This window comes from Arenibacterium halophilum (genome assembly GCF_005938225.1).
In the GTDB taxonomy this organism is placed as follows: domain Bacteria; phylum Pseudomonadota; class Alphaproteobacteria; order Rhodobacterales; family Rhodobacteraceae; genus Arenibacterium; species Arenibacterium halophilum.
Genome location: NZ_VCPC01000003.1, coordinates 526331 through 541000, shown reverse-complemented (window position 1 = coordinate 541000; position 14670 = coordinate 526331). Strand labels below are relative to the sequence as shown.

Sequence of the window (14670 nt, the reverse complement as noted above, 5' to 3'; positions counted from 1 at the left end):
GCGCGATGCCTCCGGCGGGGATATTTGAACCCCAAAGAGTATGGGGCTCTTTCCCCCTTTCATAATTCCAAAAATACTACGGGGGCGTCCCGAAGGGACGGGGGCAGAGCCCCCTTCCGCCTCCGGCTCGCGGGCCATTCAGTCCTGCGAGAACCGCCCCGAACCATGCCCGGCCAACCCGCCCGACACCTCTTCGGTCGACTCGCCCGACAGCTGCTCGGGCAGCACAAGGTTCAGCACGATGGCGATCAGCGCGGCGGGCAGGATCCCCGACGCCCCAAGGATGCGGAGCGAATCCGGCAGGTGTTGCAGCGCGTTGGGCGCGCCGGGGGCCAGGTTCATCACCTCGAGTTGCAGGCCCAGCCCGACCGAAAGCGCAACCGCGAAAACCACCATGTTGCGCCGGTTCCAGACCACGTCGGACAGCATCGACACCCCGGCTGCGACCACCATGCCGAACATCACGATCACCCCGCCGCCCAGCACTTCGATCGGCACCGTGCGGATCAGCGCGCCGACCTTGGGCACCAGCCCGCACAGGATCAGGAACAGCGCGCCGATGGTCACGACGTGGCGGCTCATCACGCCGGTCATGGCGATCAGCCCGACGTTCTGGCTGAAACTGGTGTTGGGCAGCGCGCCGAAAATGCCGGCCACCGCGGTGCCCAGACCATCGGCATAGGTCGCGCCCTTGATTTCTCGGTCCGTCGCCTCGCGCCCGGCCCCGCCCTTGGTGATGCCCGAGACATCGCCCACGGTTTCCACCGCCGAGACGAATGCCATCAGGCAGAACCCGACCACCGCCGCGGCGGAAAACTCGAACCCGTAGCGGAACGGGTCCGGCAGGGCAAAGCTGGCCGCGCGGGTCCAGCTGGTGCCGATGGCCTCGACGCTGAGCATGCCGATGCCCAGCGCGTAGAGGTATCCGACAAGGATTCCGACCAGCACCGCCGACATCGACAGCATCCCGCGCGCAAAGAACTTCAGCCCCAGCGTCACGAAGATCACCACCAGCGCCGCCGACCAGCTGCGCAGGCTGCCATAGCTTTCCGCGCCCGACGCCTTGGCCGGAACGCCTCCGGCGGCGTATTCGATGCCGACCTTGACCAGTGCCAGACCGATCATCGTCACCACCAGCCCCGTCACCAGCGGCGGCAGCGCAAAGCGGATCCGCCCGATCACCGTGCCCAGCAGGGCATGGAAAAGCCCGCCCAGCAACACGCCGCCGAACAGGGCGGCGAGTCCATCCACACCCTTGCCCGCGACCAGCGGGATCATGATCGGGATGAAAGCGAACGACGTGCCCTGCACGATCGGCAGCGCCGCGCCCACCGGCCCGATGGTCACTGTCTGCAACAGCGTGGCGATACCCGCGAACAGCATCGACATCTGGATCATGTAAAGCAGTTCGGAGAAATCCGGGCTGTTCGAGCCAAAGCCGAAGCCCGCCGCCCCGGCCACGATGATCGCGGGGGTCACGTTGGACACGAACATCGCCAACACATGCTGGATGCCCAGCGGCACCGCCTTGATCAGGGGTGGCGTATAGTTCGGATCGCGCAGCTGGAGTGGGCTGCCAAGACTGTCGTCTGCCATTTGTCGTCGTCCTCTCGCTGTTGGGTCCGGGCGCCTCTTGTCGGGCGCTGCCGGGGAAAAGGCGGCCCTAGCGCGTCACCTGCCAGGGCGTGTCGAACCAATGTTCCTGCAGGTTGTCGCCCGCGCCGATGCGGTCGATGACGGCGAACAGGCCCGGCGCGTGCAGCGGCGTCAGCACCCCGTGCCATGTGCCGCGGTGATAGTTCACCGCCTGCCCCGGGGCAGTCTCGAACGCCAACGGGGTGCCGGGTTGGCTGCCCGCGTCCGGCGCGACGATCACAAGGAACGGATCCATCGACATCGGGACAAAGGCCTGCGAGCCTTCGGGGTGGCGTTCGACCAGATCAAGCATCAGCGGCAGATCGCGCGGGGTCGCGCGGAACAGGCTGATCCCGGCGCGGCCATCGGAAAAATCAAGGCGTGCCCGGTCGTGGAAGCGGCCGCACATCCCCTGGTTGATGATCTTGTCCGGGTCGCCGTCGGTGTCGATCACATCGCCGAAGGGCGCGAAGGCGTCGCGGGTCAGCGGCTGAATGCGGACCACCCCACTCATGCAGGCAACAGGGTAGACAGGCGCAGCCGCGCGATACGTTCGACCTGGGCGCAGGCCTCGGCGAATTCCGTCTCGGTCGTGTTGTCGAGTCGTCGCGCCATCGCCGCCATGATGCCCGGCTTGTCGTGATCGCGCACCGCGATGATGAAGGGAAAGCCGTGCTTGTCGACATAAGCCGCGTTGAGCCGTTCGAATTCGGCGCGCTCGGCATCGGTCAGCGCGTCAAGCCCGGCGCTGGCCTGTTCGGCGGTCGAGTCGGCCGTCAGCCGCTTGGCCGCCGCCAGCTTGCCCGCCAGATCCGGATGGGCGCGCAGCACGCCAAGGCGGTCGTCATGCGCGGCGGTGCGGAACACGCGGGACAGCGCGTTGTGCAGCCCCCCCGCCGTGTCATGGGCAGGCCCGAGTTCGAGCGCATGGGCGCGTTCCGCGATCCACGGGGAATGTTCGAACACGCCGCCATAGGCCGCAACGAAGGCATCCAGTTCCATCAGGTGCGGGCGCGGGCGCGCTACGGGCGGATGCGTCGCCGCCCAATGCTCGGCAATCTGCAACCGGGTCGCGAACCACACATGCGGGTGGCCCTGGACGTGTTCAAGGAACCGGCGCAGCGCCCGCACGCGCCCCGGGCGGCCCACAAGGCGGCAGTGCAGCCCGACTGACATCATCTTGGGCGCGCCCTCGGCACCTTCGGCATAAAGCGTGTCGAAGGTGTCGCAGAGATAGGCAAAGAACTGATCGCCCGAGTTGAAGCCCTGCGCAGTAGCAAACCGCATGTCATTGCAATCCAGCGTATAAGGCACGATCAGCTGATCGCGGCCCTCGATGTGCCCCCAATAGGGCAAGTCATCATCGTAGGTGTCAGAGATGTAAGCGAATTGCCCGGTTTCCGCCGCCAGCCGCACCGTGTTGATCGAGGCGCGGCCTTCGTACCAGCCGCGTGGCGGGGTGCCGGTGACCTCTGTGTGCAGGCGGATCGCCTCGGCGATGGCGGCGCGTTCCTCGGCCTCGGGCATGTCCTTGTGTTCGATCCACTTCAGCCCGTGGCTGGCGATTTCCCATCCCGCGTCCTGCATCGCCGTCACCTGATCGGGCGAGCGGGCCAGCGCCGAAGCCACACCGTAGACGGTGATCGGCAGGTCTTTCAGCAGGCGATGCAGCCGCCAGAAGCCAGCGCGCGCGCCATATTCATAGATCGATTCCATGTTCCAGTGGCGCTGGCCCGGCCATTGCGCGGCGCCGACGATTTCCGACAGGAACGCCTCGGACGCGGCGTCGCCATGCAGGATGTTGTTTTCGCCGCCTTCTTCGTAGTTCAGCACGATCTGGACGGCGATGCGGGCGCCCCCGGGCCATTTGGGATCGGGCGGCGTGGCGCCATAGCCGATCATGTCGCGCGGATATCTGTTCATGTCGCCCCTTTTCCCGGCCCCTAACGCCGGTGTAGCCGCTTTGCACGGCAACCGGTTTCAAAAATTCACAAAAGCAGTGTCAAATTCTGACGGTTTGCACAATCATCGCGCCTGCGGCACCAAGGCTGCATCACGAAGCAGCACCCCGGCAGGAGACGGATGATGGCAGGATACCTGACGACCCACGTTCTGGATACGGCGCGCGGCTGCCCGGCTGCGGGCTTGCGGATCGAGCTGTTCCGGCTGGAAGCGGGCGGGGCACGCGTGGCGCTGGCCGAGATGGTTACCAACGACGACGGGCGCACCGATGCGCCGATCCTGCCGGAAGCCTCGTTTGAAACCGGCAGTTATGAACTGGTGTTTCACGCAGGCGCCTATCTGGCGCAGCATACTGCCCCGGGCGGCGCGCCCGCGTTTCTGGACGCGGTGCCGATCCGGTTCGAGATGGGCGAGCCTGCGCATTTTCACGTGCCCCTGCTGCTCTCGCCGTTCGGTTATTCGACCTATCGCGGAAGTTGACGCGGGGCAGACAGGACAGAGGGGGCTCTGCCCCCCTCCGCTGCGCGGAGTCCCCCGGGATATTTGGACCCCAAAGAATATGGGAGTCAGGCAGGTGTCAGCCCTGCAAGGTAGCGGGCGGCGCCCTTGGCGGCGCGGCGGGCGATCGTGGTGGCCTGTTCGGGGGTAACGGGGGAGAAGGCCAGCCGGTCGCGCGGGCGCAGTTGCATCAGCCCGTCGAGATCGCAGTCCAGCACCGTGGCGATGCGGGGGTAGCCGCCGGTTGTTTGGTGATCGGCAAGCAGGATCGTGGCAACGCCGTCGCCCGCCACCTGGATCGCGCCGCGGGTGACTGGACCTGACGGCATGTCGAGCGGGGCATTGGGCTGCAGGGCCGGACCATCGAGGCGGACGCCCATCCTGTCCCACGCCGTGGTCATGCGCCAGGGGCCATTGCGCAGCAGACCAAGCGCTTCGGCGTCAAAGAAGCGATCCTGCGGTCCAAGGGTCACATGCACTTGCGGGCGTGGGCGGGCAGTAAGCGGGCAGGTGATGGCGCACGGTTGGATGGATTCGGCGCTGGTTTCGGGGGTCAGGACCTGCCCCGGCAGAATGCGCCCGCCACCCAATCCCGACACCGCATGGGTGGCTGCGCTGCCCAGCCAATGGGGGGCCGTGACACCTCCGGGCAGCGCAAGATAGCACCAGCTGCCCCACGGGCCGGGACGGATCGTCAGTGTTTCACCCGGCGTCAGCGTTGCGCAATGCCACGAGCCGGCCTTTCTACCGCCATGCTCCACGATGAAACCGCCCCCCGCCACGGCGAAGCCGACCGGCGCGCCTTCGCACGAAAGCGTAAGCCCACCCAGCGAGATTTCGATGGCCGGAGCCCCGGTGCGGTTGCCAAGCGCGGCATTGGCAGCGGCAAAAGCCAGCCTGTCCATCGGGCCAGACGCCGGCACGCCATAGCGCATCAAGTCTGGGCGACCGACATCCTGAATTGTCACCATCGGCCCGGCTTTTACAACGTGGAGCTGCGCGCCCGTCATGTGAGACACCGGTCATAGTCGTCTCGCGAGATGCGACGGAAGGTCACCCTGTCACCCACGTCGAACAAAAAGGGACGCGTTTCATCTCCGGTCAGGATCGCCGTCGGCGAGCGCCCGATGATCCACCAGCCCGTCGGCATCGTCAGCGTCGAGACAAGGCATTGCTGCCCCGCGATCAGTACGCTGCCTTTCGGCACGTCACGCTTGGCTGCTGTCTTGCGCGGCAGGTGCAGCGGCGCAGGCAGACCCGCAAGATAGGCGTATCCGGGCGCAAATCCGTACATCTGTACGTGGCATTCGGAATTGAGATGAGCGCTTACCACGTCTTCAGTCGACATGCCGCACCGGGTCGCCACCTCCACCAGATCGGGCGCGAGGGTCCCATCATAGCACACGTCAACCACGTGCGCGCGCGTATGGCGCTGTTCTTCCCCGGGAGGCACGGCCAACAAAACGAGCAACGCCGCGCCAACTTTGGCGTGATCCGTAGTCATCGGGTCAAAGCGCACGAGAAGAGAGGTGGCGGCGGGCACCGCTTCGACAAACCCCGGCACCGTCTCAGAGGACAGCCGGGCATCCAAGTCGATCAGCCGTGCCCAGATTGCGCGATCAAAACGGTCGCCATAATCCACCAGCAGACCGTGTTCGGCGACAGGGCGCAGGATCGGAGCCTTCACGCCTTATCCCACGTCCAGAAAGGGGGCAATGGTCACGCCCTGCGCCAGCAGCCGGTCCCGCAGCGCCAGTGCCATCGCCACGGCGCCCGGTGAATCGCCGTGAACGCAAACCGATTGCGCCGCCAGCTTGATCGGCGCGCCTTCGGCAACTGGCATCTGCCCTGTCTCAAGAAACCGCAACAGGCGATCAACCGCTTCGTCCCTGTCATGCAGAACCGCTCCGGTGCGGTTGCGCGGCATCAGGCGGCCGTCGGGCATATAGGCACGGTCGGCGAAAATCTCGGAAAACACCTGTACCCCAGCAGCGCGCGCCTCGTGCTCCAATACGGTTCCGGAGATCGCCAAAATCGCCAGTCGTCCGGGCTGCGCTGCGACCGCACCCACGATGGCGCGCGCCACATCCGCATCGTCGCAGGCCAGATTGCCCAGCGCGCCATGCGGCTTGACATAGGCCACCCGTGCGCCCGCAATCGCCGCAACGCCTGCCAGCGCGCCCACCTGTGCCGCCACCATCGCGCCTATCGCGCGTGGCGTCATCGGGATGATCCGGCGCCCAAATCCTTCGCGGTCGGCATAGCCCGGATGCGCGCCAATCACGACGCCCCGCGCCACAGCCTGCTCCAGCGCAGCCAACATCGTCTCGGGGTCGCTGGCATGGCCGCCACAGGCGATATTGGCCGAACTGACCAATGACAGCATCGCGGCGTCATCGCCCATTGTCCAAGGGCCAAACCCCTCGCCCAGATCGGAATTCAGATCGATGCGCATGGTCTCTCCTGCTTGCCGCAGATGCAGTCTAACCCCTGCACACGCATCAGGAAAAGCCCCCAACCGCCGCGCATCAGGCGTAAGGCCCCTGTTTCACTATTCCCAAAATACTCAAAAACAACGCCCGCGCCGGGGTGCATCGGCGCGGGCGGCTTGGTCGGCCTGATCCGGGGGAACCCCCTCAGCCGTCCTTGCGGATGGTTTCGTTCTTCGGATCATAGGGGCTGTCGCAGGTCACGACAGCATCCCACAACTTGTCCAGCATCTTGACCTTCAGCCTGGTGCCTTCCACCGCGTGCTCGGGCGAGACATAGCCCATGCCGATGGACTTACCGAATGCCACCGAATAGCCACCAGAGGTCAGGCGCCCGACGCGCGTGCCATCTTCGGCATAAAGCGCCTCGCGGCCCCATGGGTCGGCATCGTCGGGTCCGTCGATCAGCAGCGTGCAGCATTTCACGCGCACGCCGGTTTCTTCCAGCTTCGCCTTGCCGTGGAACTCTTTGCCCAAATCCACAAAGCGCGGCAGATCGGCCTCGAGCGGGGTGGCATCACGGCCCAGCTCGTTGCCGAAGGCGCGATAGCTCTTCTCCTGACGGAGCCAGTTCTGCGCCCGCGCGCCGACCAGCTTCATGCCAAACGGTTCGCCGGCCTTTTCCAGCAGATCGAACAGATAGTTCTGCATCTCGATCGGGTGGTGCAGCTCCCATCCCAGCTCGCCGGTATAGGCCACGCGGATCGCGTTGACCGGGCACATGCCCAGCTCGATCGCACGGGCAGACAGCCACGGGAACCGCTTGTTCGACAGGGCGGTTTCGGGGTCGGCGTCCTTGATGACCGCCTTCAGCACGTCGCGCGATTTCGGACCGGCGATGGCAAAGACACCCCACTGCGTGGTGACATCCTGGATTTCGACATAGCCGAAGTCGCCCATCTTGTCCTCGGCCGCCTTGCGCAGGAAATCGGCGTCGTACTCGCTCCACGCACCGGCCGAGACGAGGTAGTAGGTGTTCTCGCCGTTGCGCACGATGGTGTATTCGGTGCGGGTGGTGCCGTTCTGGGTCAGCGCATAGGTCAGGTTGATCCGGCCAACCTTGGGCAGCTTGTTACAGGTGAACCAATCCAGGAATTGCGTCGCGCCGGGGCCGCGCACGATGTGCTTGGTAAAGGCGCTGGCGTCGATCAGGCCCACGCCTTCACGGATCGCCTTGGCCTCTTCCACCGCATATTGCCACCAGCCGCCGCGCCGGAACGACCGGGCTTCCTTGTCGAAGTTCGAGGGCGCATCCAGCGGACCGTAATAGTTCGGACGCTCCCAGCCGTTCACGAACCCGAATTGTGCGCCGCGGGCCTTCTGGCGGTCATAGGCCGGAACAGTGCGCAGCGGGCGGCAGGCTTCACGCTCTTCATCGGGGTGGTGCAGGATGTAGACGTGCTCATAGCACTCTTCGTTCTTGCGCGCCGCGAACTCGGTGGTCATCCAGTTCGAGGAATAGCGTTTGGGGTCAAGCGAGGCCATATCGATCTCGGCTTCACCTTCCACCATCATCTGGGCAAGGTAATACCCGGTGCCACCGGCGGCGGTGATGCCAAAGCTGAAGCCTTCGGCCAGCCACATGTTGCGCAGGCCCGGCGCCGGGCCAACCAGCGGGTTGCCATCGGGAGTATAACAGATCGGGCCGTTGAAATCGTCTTTCAGGCCGGATTCGGCGCAAGAGGGCACACGTTCCGTCATCGCCATGTACTGCTCGGCGATGCGGTCCAGATCCAGCGGGAACAGGTCCGCGCGGAAGCTGTCGGGCACGCCGTATTCGAACCGCGCCGGGGCGCCGTGTTCATAGATGCCAAGGATCCAGCCGCCGCGTTCCTCGCGGGCATAGGATTCCTTGTCGGCATCGCGCACGACGGGGTGCTCGGGGTTGCCCTCGGCCCGCCATTTGACCAGCTCCGGGTCCTTGTCCATCACGATGAAGGTATGTTCGACCGGGATCGCGGGCATCTTGATGCCCAGCAGCTTCGCGGTGCGCTGCGCATGGTTGCCCGAGGCGGTGACGACATGTTCGGCGGTGATGACCACCTGTTCGTCCGAGGCGACAAGGTTGCCACCCTGCTCGACCATCTTGGAACAGGTGACTTCCCAATGGGTGCCCGTCCAGTGGAAGGCATCTGCCTGCAGTTTGCGCACGATGTCGACACCGCGCTGACGCGCGCCCTTGGCCATCGCCTGGGTCACATCGGCGGGGTTAATGTAGCCGTCTTCGGTGTGATAGATCGCGCCTTTCAGATCCGAGGTTTCGATCAGCGGCCAGCGCGTCTTGATCTCGTCCGGGGTCAACCATTCGTATTTCACGCCACAGGTTTCGGCGGTCGAGGCATAGAGGCGGTATTCGTCCATCCGCGCGTCGGTCTGGGCCATGCGCAGGTTGCCGACCACGGCAAAGCCCGCGTTCAGCCCCGTTTCCGCCTCGAGCGTTTTATAGAAATCGACCGAGTATTTATGGATGTGGGTTGTCGCGTAGGACATGTTGAACAGCGGCAGCAAGCCGGCGGCGTGCCAGGTCGATCCGCTGGTCAGCTCATCGCGTTCGATCAGCATGACATCGTTCCAGCCCGCCTTGGCGAGGTGGTAGGCGATCGAGGTGCCGACGGCGCCACCGCCGACGACAAGAGCTTTGACATTGGTTTTCATTGGCGCGACTCCGGGGCGTGTGGTTTCCCCCTCAATACCCGCAAATTTCAGCCCGCCGATAACCCGCCCGACGAGTCGCGGAAGAAATGCGACATGCGGGGCGGGCGCGGGCCGATTTGCGGCGTCGCGATCAGTCGCCGACGCGGCAGAAATTGCCACCGCCGCAGCTGCTGCCCGTCTGGCGCTTGCCAGGGCGGTTCACCTTGACCGGCGCGGCGGTGCGGGCAGTGGCCTGCTCGCGAGCGGTTTCGGCCGCGCGCATTCTTTCGGCATTGGCATTGCACAAGACGCGGCCTGTATCGACCGACAGGCAGCTGCCGGGCGGCAAGCCCCGGTCGCGCATCATGGCCTGCACATCATGGGCCGGGGTGGCAGGGCTGATTCGACCGCTGCGGAAGGCCTGCGGATCGTCGCGGTGGCGCGCTTCGGCGCTGTCGTAGACGATGCGCAACGCGGCGTAGTCAATCGGGCTGGTGTCAGGTGCAGGCGTGGCGCGGGCCTGTTTGCCACTGGGTGCCGCGACGTCCAGGCTTTGCGCGGCGCCGCCTGCCGCCCCGACCAGCGCGCGTTCCATCGCTGTGGGTTGCATCGCCTGTGTCATCTGGCGCTCGGCCGCGCGGCGACGGCCCGGTTCGGCGCGTTTCATCGCGGCCAGCGTTGTGTCGAGCACGAATTGCTGCTGGCTGTCCGACAGCACAGGCGCCTGCGATCCGACGCCCAGCAGCGGCTGTTCCAGCATCTGGTTCAGCGCGTCATAGTCGATATCGCCCAGCAACTGGCGCAGCGAGTCGTCATGGGCGCGGCTTTCGACCTCGATCATCACGGTATTGCCAAGGCTGCCGGTAAAGCGGCGGTGGTCCTGCGGGCCGGGCTGGTCCAGCCGCACCTGTGTCATGCCGATGGTTTCAAAGAAATTCACGCCCTTGATGACCGCGAAGCCTTCCTTCTTCGAGTAACTGGCAAGTTGCACGGACGCCGCGCCAATCATCGCGCCGATGCGGCCCTTGGGCGCCGGGCCCTTCAGCTTGGCCGAGATCATCACCACCTCGTCGCCACGGGTATAAAGATAGGCCGTCGCGGCGTTTGAATGCTGCGCCTGGTCGGTGGAGAACATCCCGCCCAGCGGGCTTGATTTGATCTTGTCGATGATCTCTTTCTCCTGCTCGGTCGGCGCGGCCTTGGGCCCAACCAGCCGGGCGTAGAGATCGTCGGAATAATCATGGCGCTGCCAGCCTTCGGGCGCGGGCGAGAGGTGATCGCGCGGGGCAATCTTGCGGGCGTCGGCCAGAGCGGCTGCGGCGGCCTTGTCCGACGCGGCCTCTGCCCGGCGCTCAAAGACCGAGGCGATGTAGTCGCCCGGGGTGAAATCGCCATCGGCCTTGGTGCGCTGCTGCAGGAAATCCGCCGCACCAAAGGCCAGCCCGGCGATGGCGCCCAGCACGATGATGTAACCCTTGCTCATGAACCCGACCCTCGACTCGGTTTGCCGTTGGGTGCGGAGTTGACCCGCGAAAGGCGGCTGTATTTGGGCGAAAGCCGCGCCATTCCAAGGATATCCGCGCGCGTTGCGTGCCCCACGCAGGCGGTTTCCGGGCCGCAGGCGGCGATGACGCGCGTGCCGCGCGTGCCTCCGGCGGGGACATTTATGGCCCAAAGAAGCGGGGGGTTGGGAAAATATGCGCGGAGGGCCTGTAAGCCGGATTCTGTTCCGGGGTTGCCCCCTTCGATGACCATTCCTCTGGCACCTGCATTGCTGCAGGCGTCAAGCTGCCAACCCGACCCCTCTTGGCGGGATCTGACCTAGCGGCGGTATCCCTTGCGGGACCGGGCCCGCGCGGGGGTCCTATTTGGCATTGCTCCCGGTGGGGCTTGCCGTGCCGCCCCCGTTGCCGGGAGCGCGGTGGGCTCTTACCCCACCGTTTCATCCTTACCGTGCCGGGGCACGGCGGTTTCATTTCTGTGGCGCTTTCCGTCGGGTTTCCCCGCCCGGGCGTTACCCGGCACCGTCGTTCCCTGGAGTCCGGACTTTCCTCTGGGGCGCACCCCAGCGGCCATCCGGCCCTCCGCGCGCCTTGGCATGTGGCAGGGCGCGCGGGCTTCGTCAAGCCATGTGCAACACGGCAAGGTCTTCGGCGGTCAGCGGACCGGAGGCGCCGGGGCGAAAGCGCAGGCGCACGGCGGCCAGCAGGGTGGCATCGTCGCACGGGGCGGTGAAGCCGCGCGCCCGGGCCATCTGGCGAAAGCTGTCGGGGGTTGGTTTTGCCGTCTCGCCCATGCCGGGGCGCGTGGCGAGGCCCTGGCGGGCCAGGCGTGTCCAGTCAAAGCGTGGCCCCGGATCGGCCTTGCGGCCCGGCGCCATGCACGAATGGCCGATCACGCCCTGTGGCGCGATCCCGTGGCGCTGCATGATGCCGGGCAGCAGCCGTTCCAGTGCGGCCATCTGTGGCTCGGAAAACGGGTGATCGCCGCGGTTGTCCAGCTCGATGCCGATCGAGCGCGAGTTCACATCGCCCTGCCCCGCCCATGCGCCCGCCCCGGCGTGCCAGGCGCGCTGATCCTCGTCCACCATCTGCCACAGCGTGCCGTCGCCGCCGATCAGGTAATGCGCCGAAACTTCGGCCTTCGGGTCACACAGCCTGTCCAGCGCGGCCTGCGCGCTGGTCATGGCGGTGTAGTGCAGCACGATCAGGGTGGGGCGCAGCCCATCACGCCGCACGCCGAAGTTCGGAGAGGGGTGCCAGATGGCGGCCAAGGGGGCCTAGTTCTGGCGGGCGGCGCGGAAGGGCGCCGGGTTCCACGAACAGGCATAGCCATCGCCATCCGGATCCAGCCCGTGGCGGTCGCGTTCGGGCCCGCCGCTGGCAAGGAATTCCATCTGCGCCTGATCGGGCGAGGCATAGCCCGCGCAGGCCCGTTGCGCCCGGTTGGCCAGGTTGATGCCCGACCGGGAATACATCCGCGTTCCGCGCGGGTGCGAAGTTTCCAGCGCATAGGTCACGATGTTTGGCCCGGCGCCCCCGGTGCGGGCTGGCACGGCGGTGGGTTGCACCACCTCGTATTGTGCACGGGTGCGGGCGATGCGGGCGGCGTCGCCTTCGATACTGCGCTGTTCGGACACGGCGGCAAAGTCGTTCTCGGTCGACAGGCCCGGGTTGTTCGGCACGATCCCGGGCTGTTGGACGGAAGCCGGAACGGGTGCGCCAACAGGCTGTGCCCCGGGCGAGGTGGCGGCCAGCGCGGCGGCGGTGTCGCGGGCGATATCATCGTCAGAACCTCCCATCGCGGCGCCAAGGGGCGCATCCACCGTCGCGGTATCGACGGGCACGGCCCCGGGCATCGCCATCGGCGCGCCCTGTGGCAGGCGTTCGCCCGACACGACGGCGGGCGGCGTGATCGGTACGCCAGCACCGGCACCGCCGTTCAGCGCCAGTTCACGCGCGCGGCGCGCATCGTCCGACGTATCAAACCCGATGCCCGACCCGCTGTCGGGCACCGCATTCGAGCAGGCGCCCAACACGCCCAGCACCACCAAAACACAGCCTAACCGCATGTGACCCACCGCTTGCCGTTTCACGTTTCTTGACGAAACCGGCTTACCACCACCGCGCGGGTTTGGCCACAAAGCCAGCGGCGGATTCCAGCGCAAGGGCGGTGTTCAGCAGGTCTGCTTCCTCCCATGGCCGCCCGATCAGCTGAAGACCCAGCGGCAGGCCCTGCGCATCGCGCCCCGTGGGCACGGTGATGCCCGGCAGGCCAGCAAGGTTCACCGTGACGGTGAACACGTCGAGCAGGTACATCTGCACCGGATCGGCCTCAGTCATCTCGCCCAGACCGAAAGCCGCCGAAGGGGTGGCCGGGGTCAGGATCGCGTCGACTCCGGCAGCAAACGCCTGTTCGAAATCGCGCTTGATCAGCGTGCGGACCTTGCGGGCGCGGTTGTAATAGGCATCGTAGAACCCTGCGGACAGCACGTAGGTGCCGACCATCACGCGGCGCTGCACCTCGTCGCCAAATCCTTCGGCGCGGGTCTTTTCGTACATCTCGGTGATGCCGTCGCCCTGCGCCAGTTTCGCCCGGTGGCCATAGCGCACCCCGTCATAGCGCGCAAGGTTCGACGAGGCCTCGGCCGGGGCGATGACGTAATAGGCGGGCAGCGCGTATTTGGTGTGCGGCAGCGAGATATCGACCACCTTGGCACCGGCGGCCTTCAGCATCTCGGTGCCGTCGTTCCACAGCTTCTCGATCTCGGCGGGCATGCCTTCGACCCGGTATTCGCGCGGGATGCCGATGGTCTTGCCCCGGATGTCGCCGCTCAGCAGCGATTCGAAATCCGGCACGGCAAGATCGGCGCTGGTCGAATCCTTAGGGTCGTGGCTGCACATGGCGCCCAGCATGATCGCGGCGTCACGCACCGATTTCGTCATCGGCCCGGCCTGATCCAGCGAAGAGGCGAACGCGATGATGCCCCAGCGCGAGCAGCGGCCATAGGTCGGCTTGATCCCCACGGTGCCTGTCAGCGCGGCGGGCTGGCGGATCGAGCCGCCGGTATCGGTGCCGGTGGCGGCAAGGCACAGATCGGCGGCCACGGCGGCGGCAGAGCCACCGGACGAACCGCCCGGCGTCAGCGCGGTGTCGTCGCCATCGCGGCGCCACGGGTTGATCGCATTGCCATAGGCGCTGGTTTCGTTGGACGAGCCCATGGCGAATTCGTCCATGTTCAGCTTGCCCAGCATCACCGCGCCCGCGTCACGCAGGTTGGCGCTGACGGTCGATTCATACTCGGGGCGGAACCCGTCAAGGATGCGGCTGGCGGCCTGGCTCGGCACGCCTTCGGTGCAGAACAGATCCTTCATGCCGATGGGCAGGCCGCACATGGCGGGCGCATCTCCGGCTTGCAGGCGCGCATCGGCCGCGCGGGCGCGCTCCATCGCGATCTCGGGCGTCTTGTGGACAAAGGCGTTCAGCACATCGGCGGCATCAATCGCCTTGAGGCAGGCCTCGGTCAGCTCGACAGAGGTGGTTTCGCCCTTGCGCAGCAGGTCGCGCGCCTCGGCCAGGCCCAGCGTGTTCAGATCAGCCATTATTCCACCACCTTCGGAACCGCGAAAAAGCCTTCGCGCGCATCGGGCGCATTCGACAGGACCTGGGCGGCGTGTCCGCCGTCATCCACCTGGTCCTCGCGCCGTTTCAGCCGCATGGGCGTGACCGAAGTCATCGGCTCGACGCCCTCGACATCGACCTCGTTCAGCTGTTCGATGAAGCCCAGGATACGGTTGAAATCCTCGGCCAGCTCGGGCAGCGCCTCGGGCTCGACCCGGATCCGGGCCAGTTTTGCCACGCGGGCGGCAGTGCTTTCGTCGATCGACATGGCGTCCCTTCGTGTTGCGTCATCGCGCATTTACCGCTCGCGGGCCGCGCTCGCAAGGGCGCA

General features: G+C 66.2%; 13 protein-coding genes and 1 other RNA gene. 1 reads left to right on the top strand and 13 read right to left on the bottom strand.

All coding sequences use genetic code 11. The features are described from left to right. Positions 1 to 138 precede the first annotated feature (138 nt). The 3 genes from FGK64_RS15845 to puuE form a co-directional block, all read right to left on the bottom strand. A complete protein-coding gene (locus FGK64_RS15845; RefSeq protein WP_138864799.1) occupies positions 139 to 1596 on the bottom strand; it encodes a uracil-xanthine permease family protein in 1458 nt (485 codons plus the stop codon). Positions 1597 to 1663: 67 nt separating this feature from the next. After that, a complete protein-coding gene (locus FGK64_RS15840; RefSeq protein WP_138864798.1) occupies positions 1664 to 2149 on the bottom strand; it encodes an ureidoglycolate lyase in 486 nt (161 codons plus the stop codon). Then, positions 2146 to 3558, bottom strand: coding sequence for an allantoinase PuuE (gene puuE, locus FGK64_RS15835; RefSeq protein ID WP_138864797.1), 1413 nt, complete (start codon positions 3556 to 3558; stop codon positions 2146 to 2148). The genes FGK64_RS15840 and puuE overlap by 4 nt, the downstream gene beginning before the upstream one ends. 162 nt (positions 3559 to 3720) lie before the next feature. On the opposite strand from puuE, the gene uraH reads away from it, so the two are divergent. Beyond that, positions 3721 to 4077: a hydroxyisourate hydrolase gene (uraH, locus tag FGK64_RS15830; protein ID WP_138864796.1), complete on the top strand. Its 357-nt coding sequence runs from the start codon at positions 3721 to 3723 to the stop codon at positions 4075 to 4077. Between the two features lie 86 nt (positions 4078 to 4163). Here the strand turns inward: uraH and FGK64_RS15825 are convergent, their stop codons facing one another. From FGK64_RS15825 to gatC, 10 genes are all read right to left on the bottom strand, one after another. Next, positions 4164 to 5105 carry a 5-oxoprolinase subunit C family protein gene (locus tag FGK64_RS15825; RefSeq protein ID WP_210236583.1) on the bottom strand — a complete coding sequence of 314 codons (942 nt, stop codon included), beginning with the start codon at positions 5103 to 5105 and terminating at the stop codon, positions 4164 to 4166. Next, the gene (locus FGK64_RS15820) at positions 5102 to 5782 is read right to left on the bottom strand and encodes a 5-oxoprolinase subunit B family protein (protein WP_171054105.1); all 681 of its coding nucleotides are present in this window, start codon (positions 5780 to 5782) and stop codon (positions 5102 to 5104) included. The genes FGK64_RS15825 and FGK64_RS15820 overlap by 4 nt, the downstream gene beginning before the upstream one ends. A 3-nt stretch (positions 5783 to 5785) precedes the next feature. After that, positions 5786 to 6550, bottom strand: coding sequence for a LamB/YcsF family protein (locus FGK64_RS15815; protein ID WP_138864794.1), 765 nt, complete (start codon positions 6548 to 6550; stop codon positions 5786 to 5788). A 181-nt stretch (positions 6551 to 6731) separates the two neighbouring features. Continuing rightward, positions 6732 to 9239: a GcvT family protein gene (locus FGK64_RS15810; RefSeq protein WP_138864793.1), complete on the bottom strand. Its 2508-nt coding sequence runs from the start codon at positions 9237 to 9239 to the stop codon at positions 6732 to 6734. Between the two features lie 130 nt (positions 9240 to 9369). Next, positions 9370 to 10701: a hypothetical protein gene (locus FGK64_RS15805; protein WP_138864792.1), complete on the bottom strand. Its 1332-nt coding sequence runs from the start codon at positions 10699 to 10701 to the stop codon at positions 9370 to 9372. A 214-nt stretch (positions 10702 to 10915) separates the two neighbouring features. After that, positions 10916 to 11306, bottom strand: an RNA gene (gene rnpB, locus FGK64_RS15800) — RNase P RNA component class A. A gap of 34 nt (positions 11307 to 11340) precedes the next feature. Then, the gene (locus FGK64_RS15795; RefSeq protein ID WP_138864791.1) at positions 11341 to 11991 is read right to left on the bottom strand and encodes an N-acetylmuramoyl-L-alanine amidase; all 651 of its coding nucleotides are present in this window, start codon (positions 11989 to 11991) and stop codon (positions 11341 to 11343) included. A gap of 6 nt (positions 11992 to 11997) precedes the next feature. After that, entirely contained in the window at positions 11998 to 12789 is a 792-nt protein-coding gene (locus FGK64_RS15790; protein ID WP_138864790.1) for a hypothetical protein, read from the bottom strand. 43 nt (positions 12790 to 12832) lie between these two features. Then, complete coding sequence (gene gatA, locus FGK64_RS15785) at positions 12833 to 14320, bottom strand: Asp-tRNA(Asn)/Glu-tRNA(Gln) amidotransferase subunit GatA (protein ID WP_138864789.1); 1488 nt, start codon at positions 14318 to 14320, stop codon at positions 12833 to 12835. Then, positions 14320 to 14607 (bottom strand): Asp-tRNA(Asn)/Glu-tRNA(Gln) amidotransferase subunit GatC, encoded by a 288-nt coding sequence (gene gatC / locus FGK64_RS15780; RefSeq protein ID WP_138865024.1) that lies wholly within the window; start codon positions 14605 to 14607, stop codon positions 14320 to 14322. Before gatC ends, gatA begins: the two co-directional genes overlap by 1 nt. Positions 14608 to 14670 lie beyond the last annotated feature (63 nt).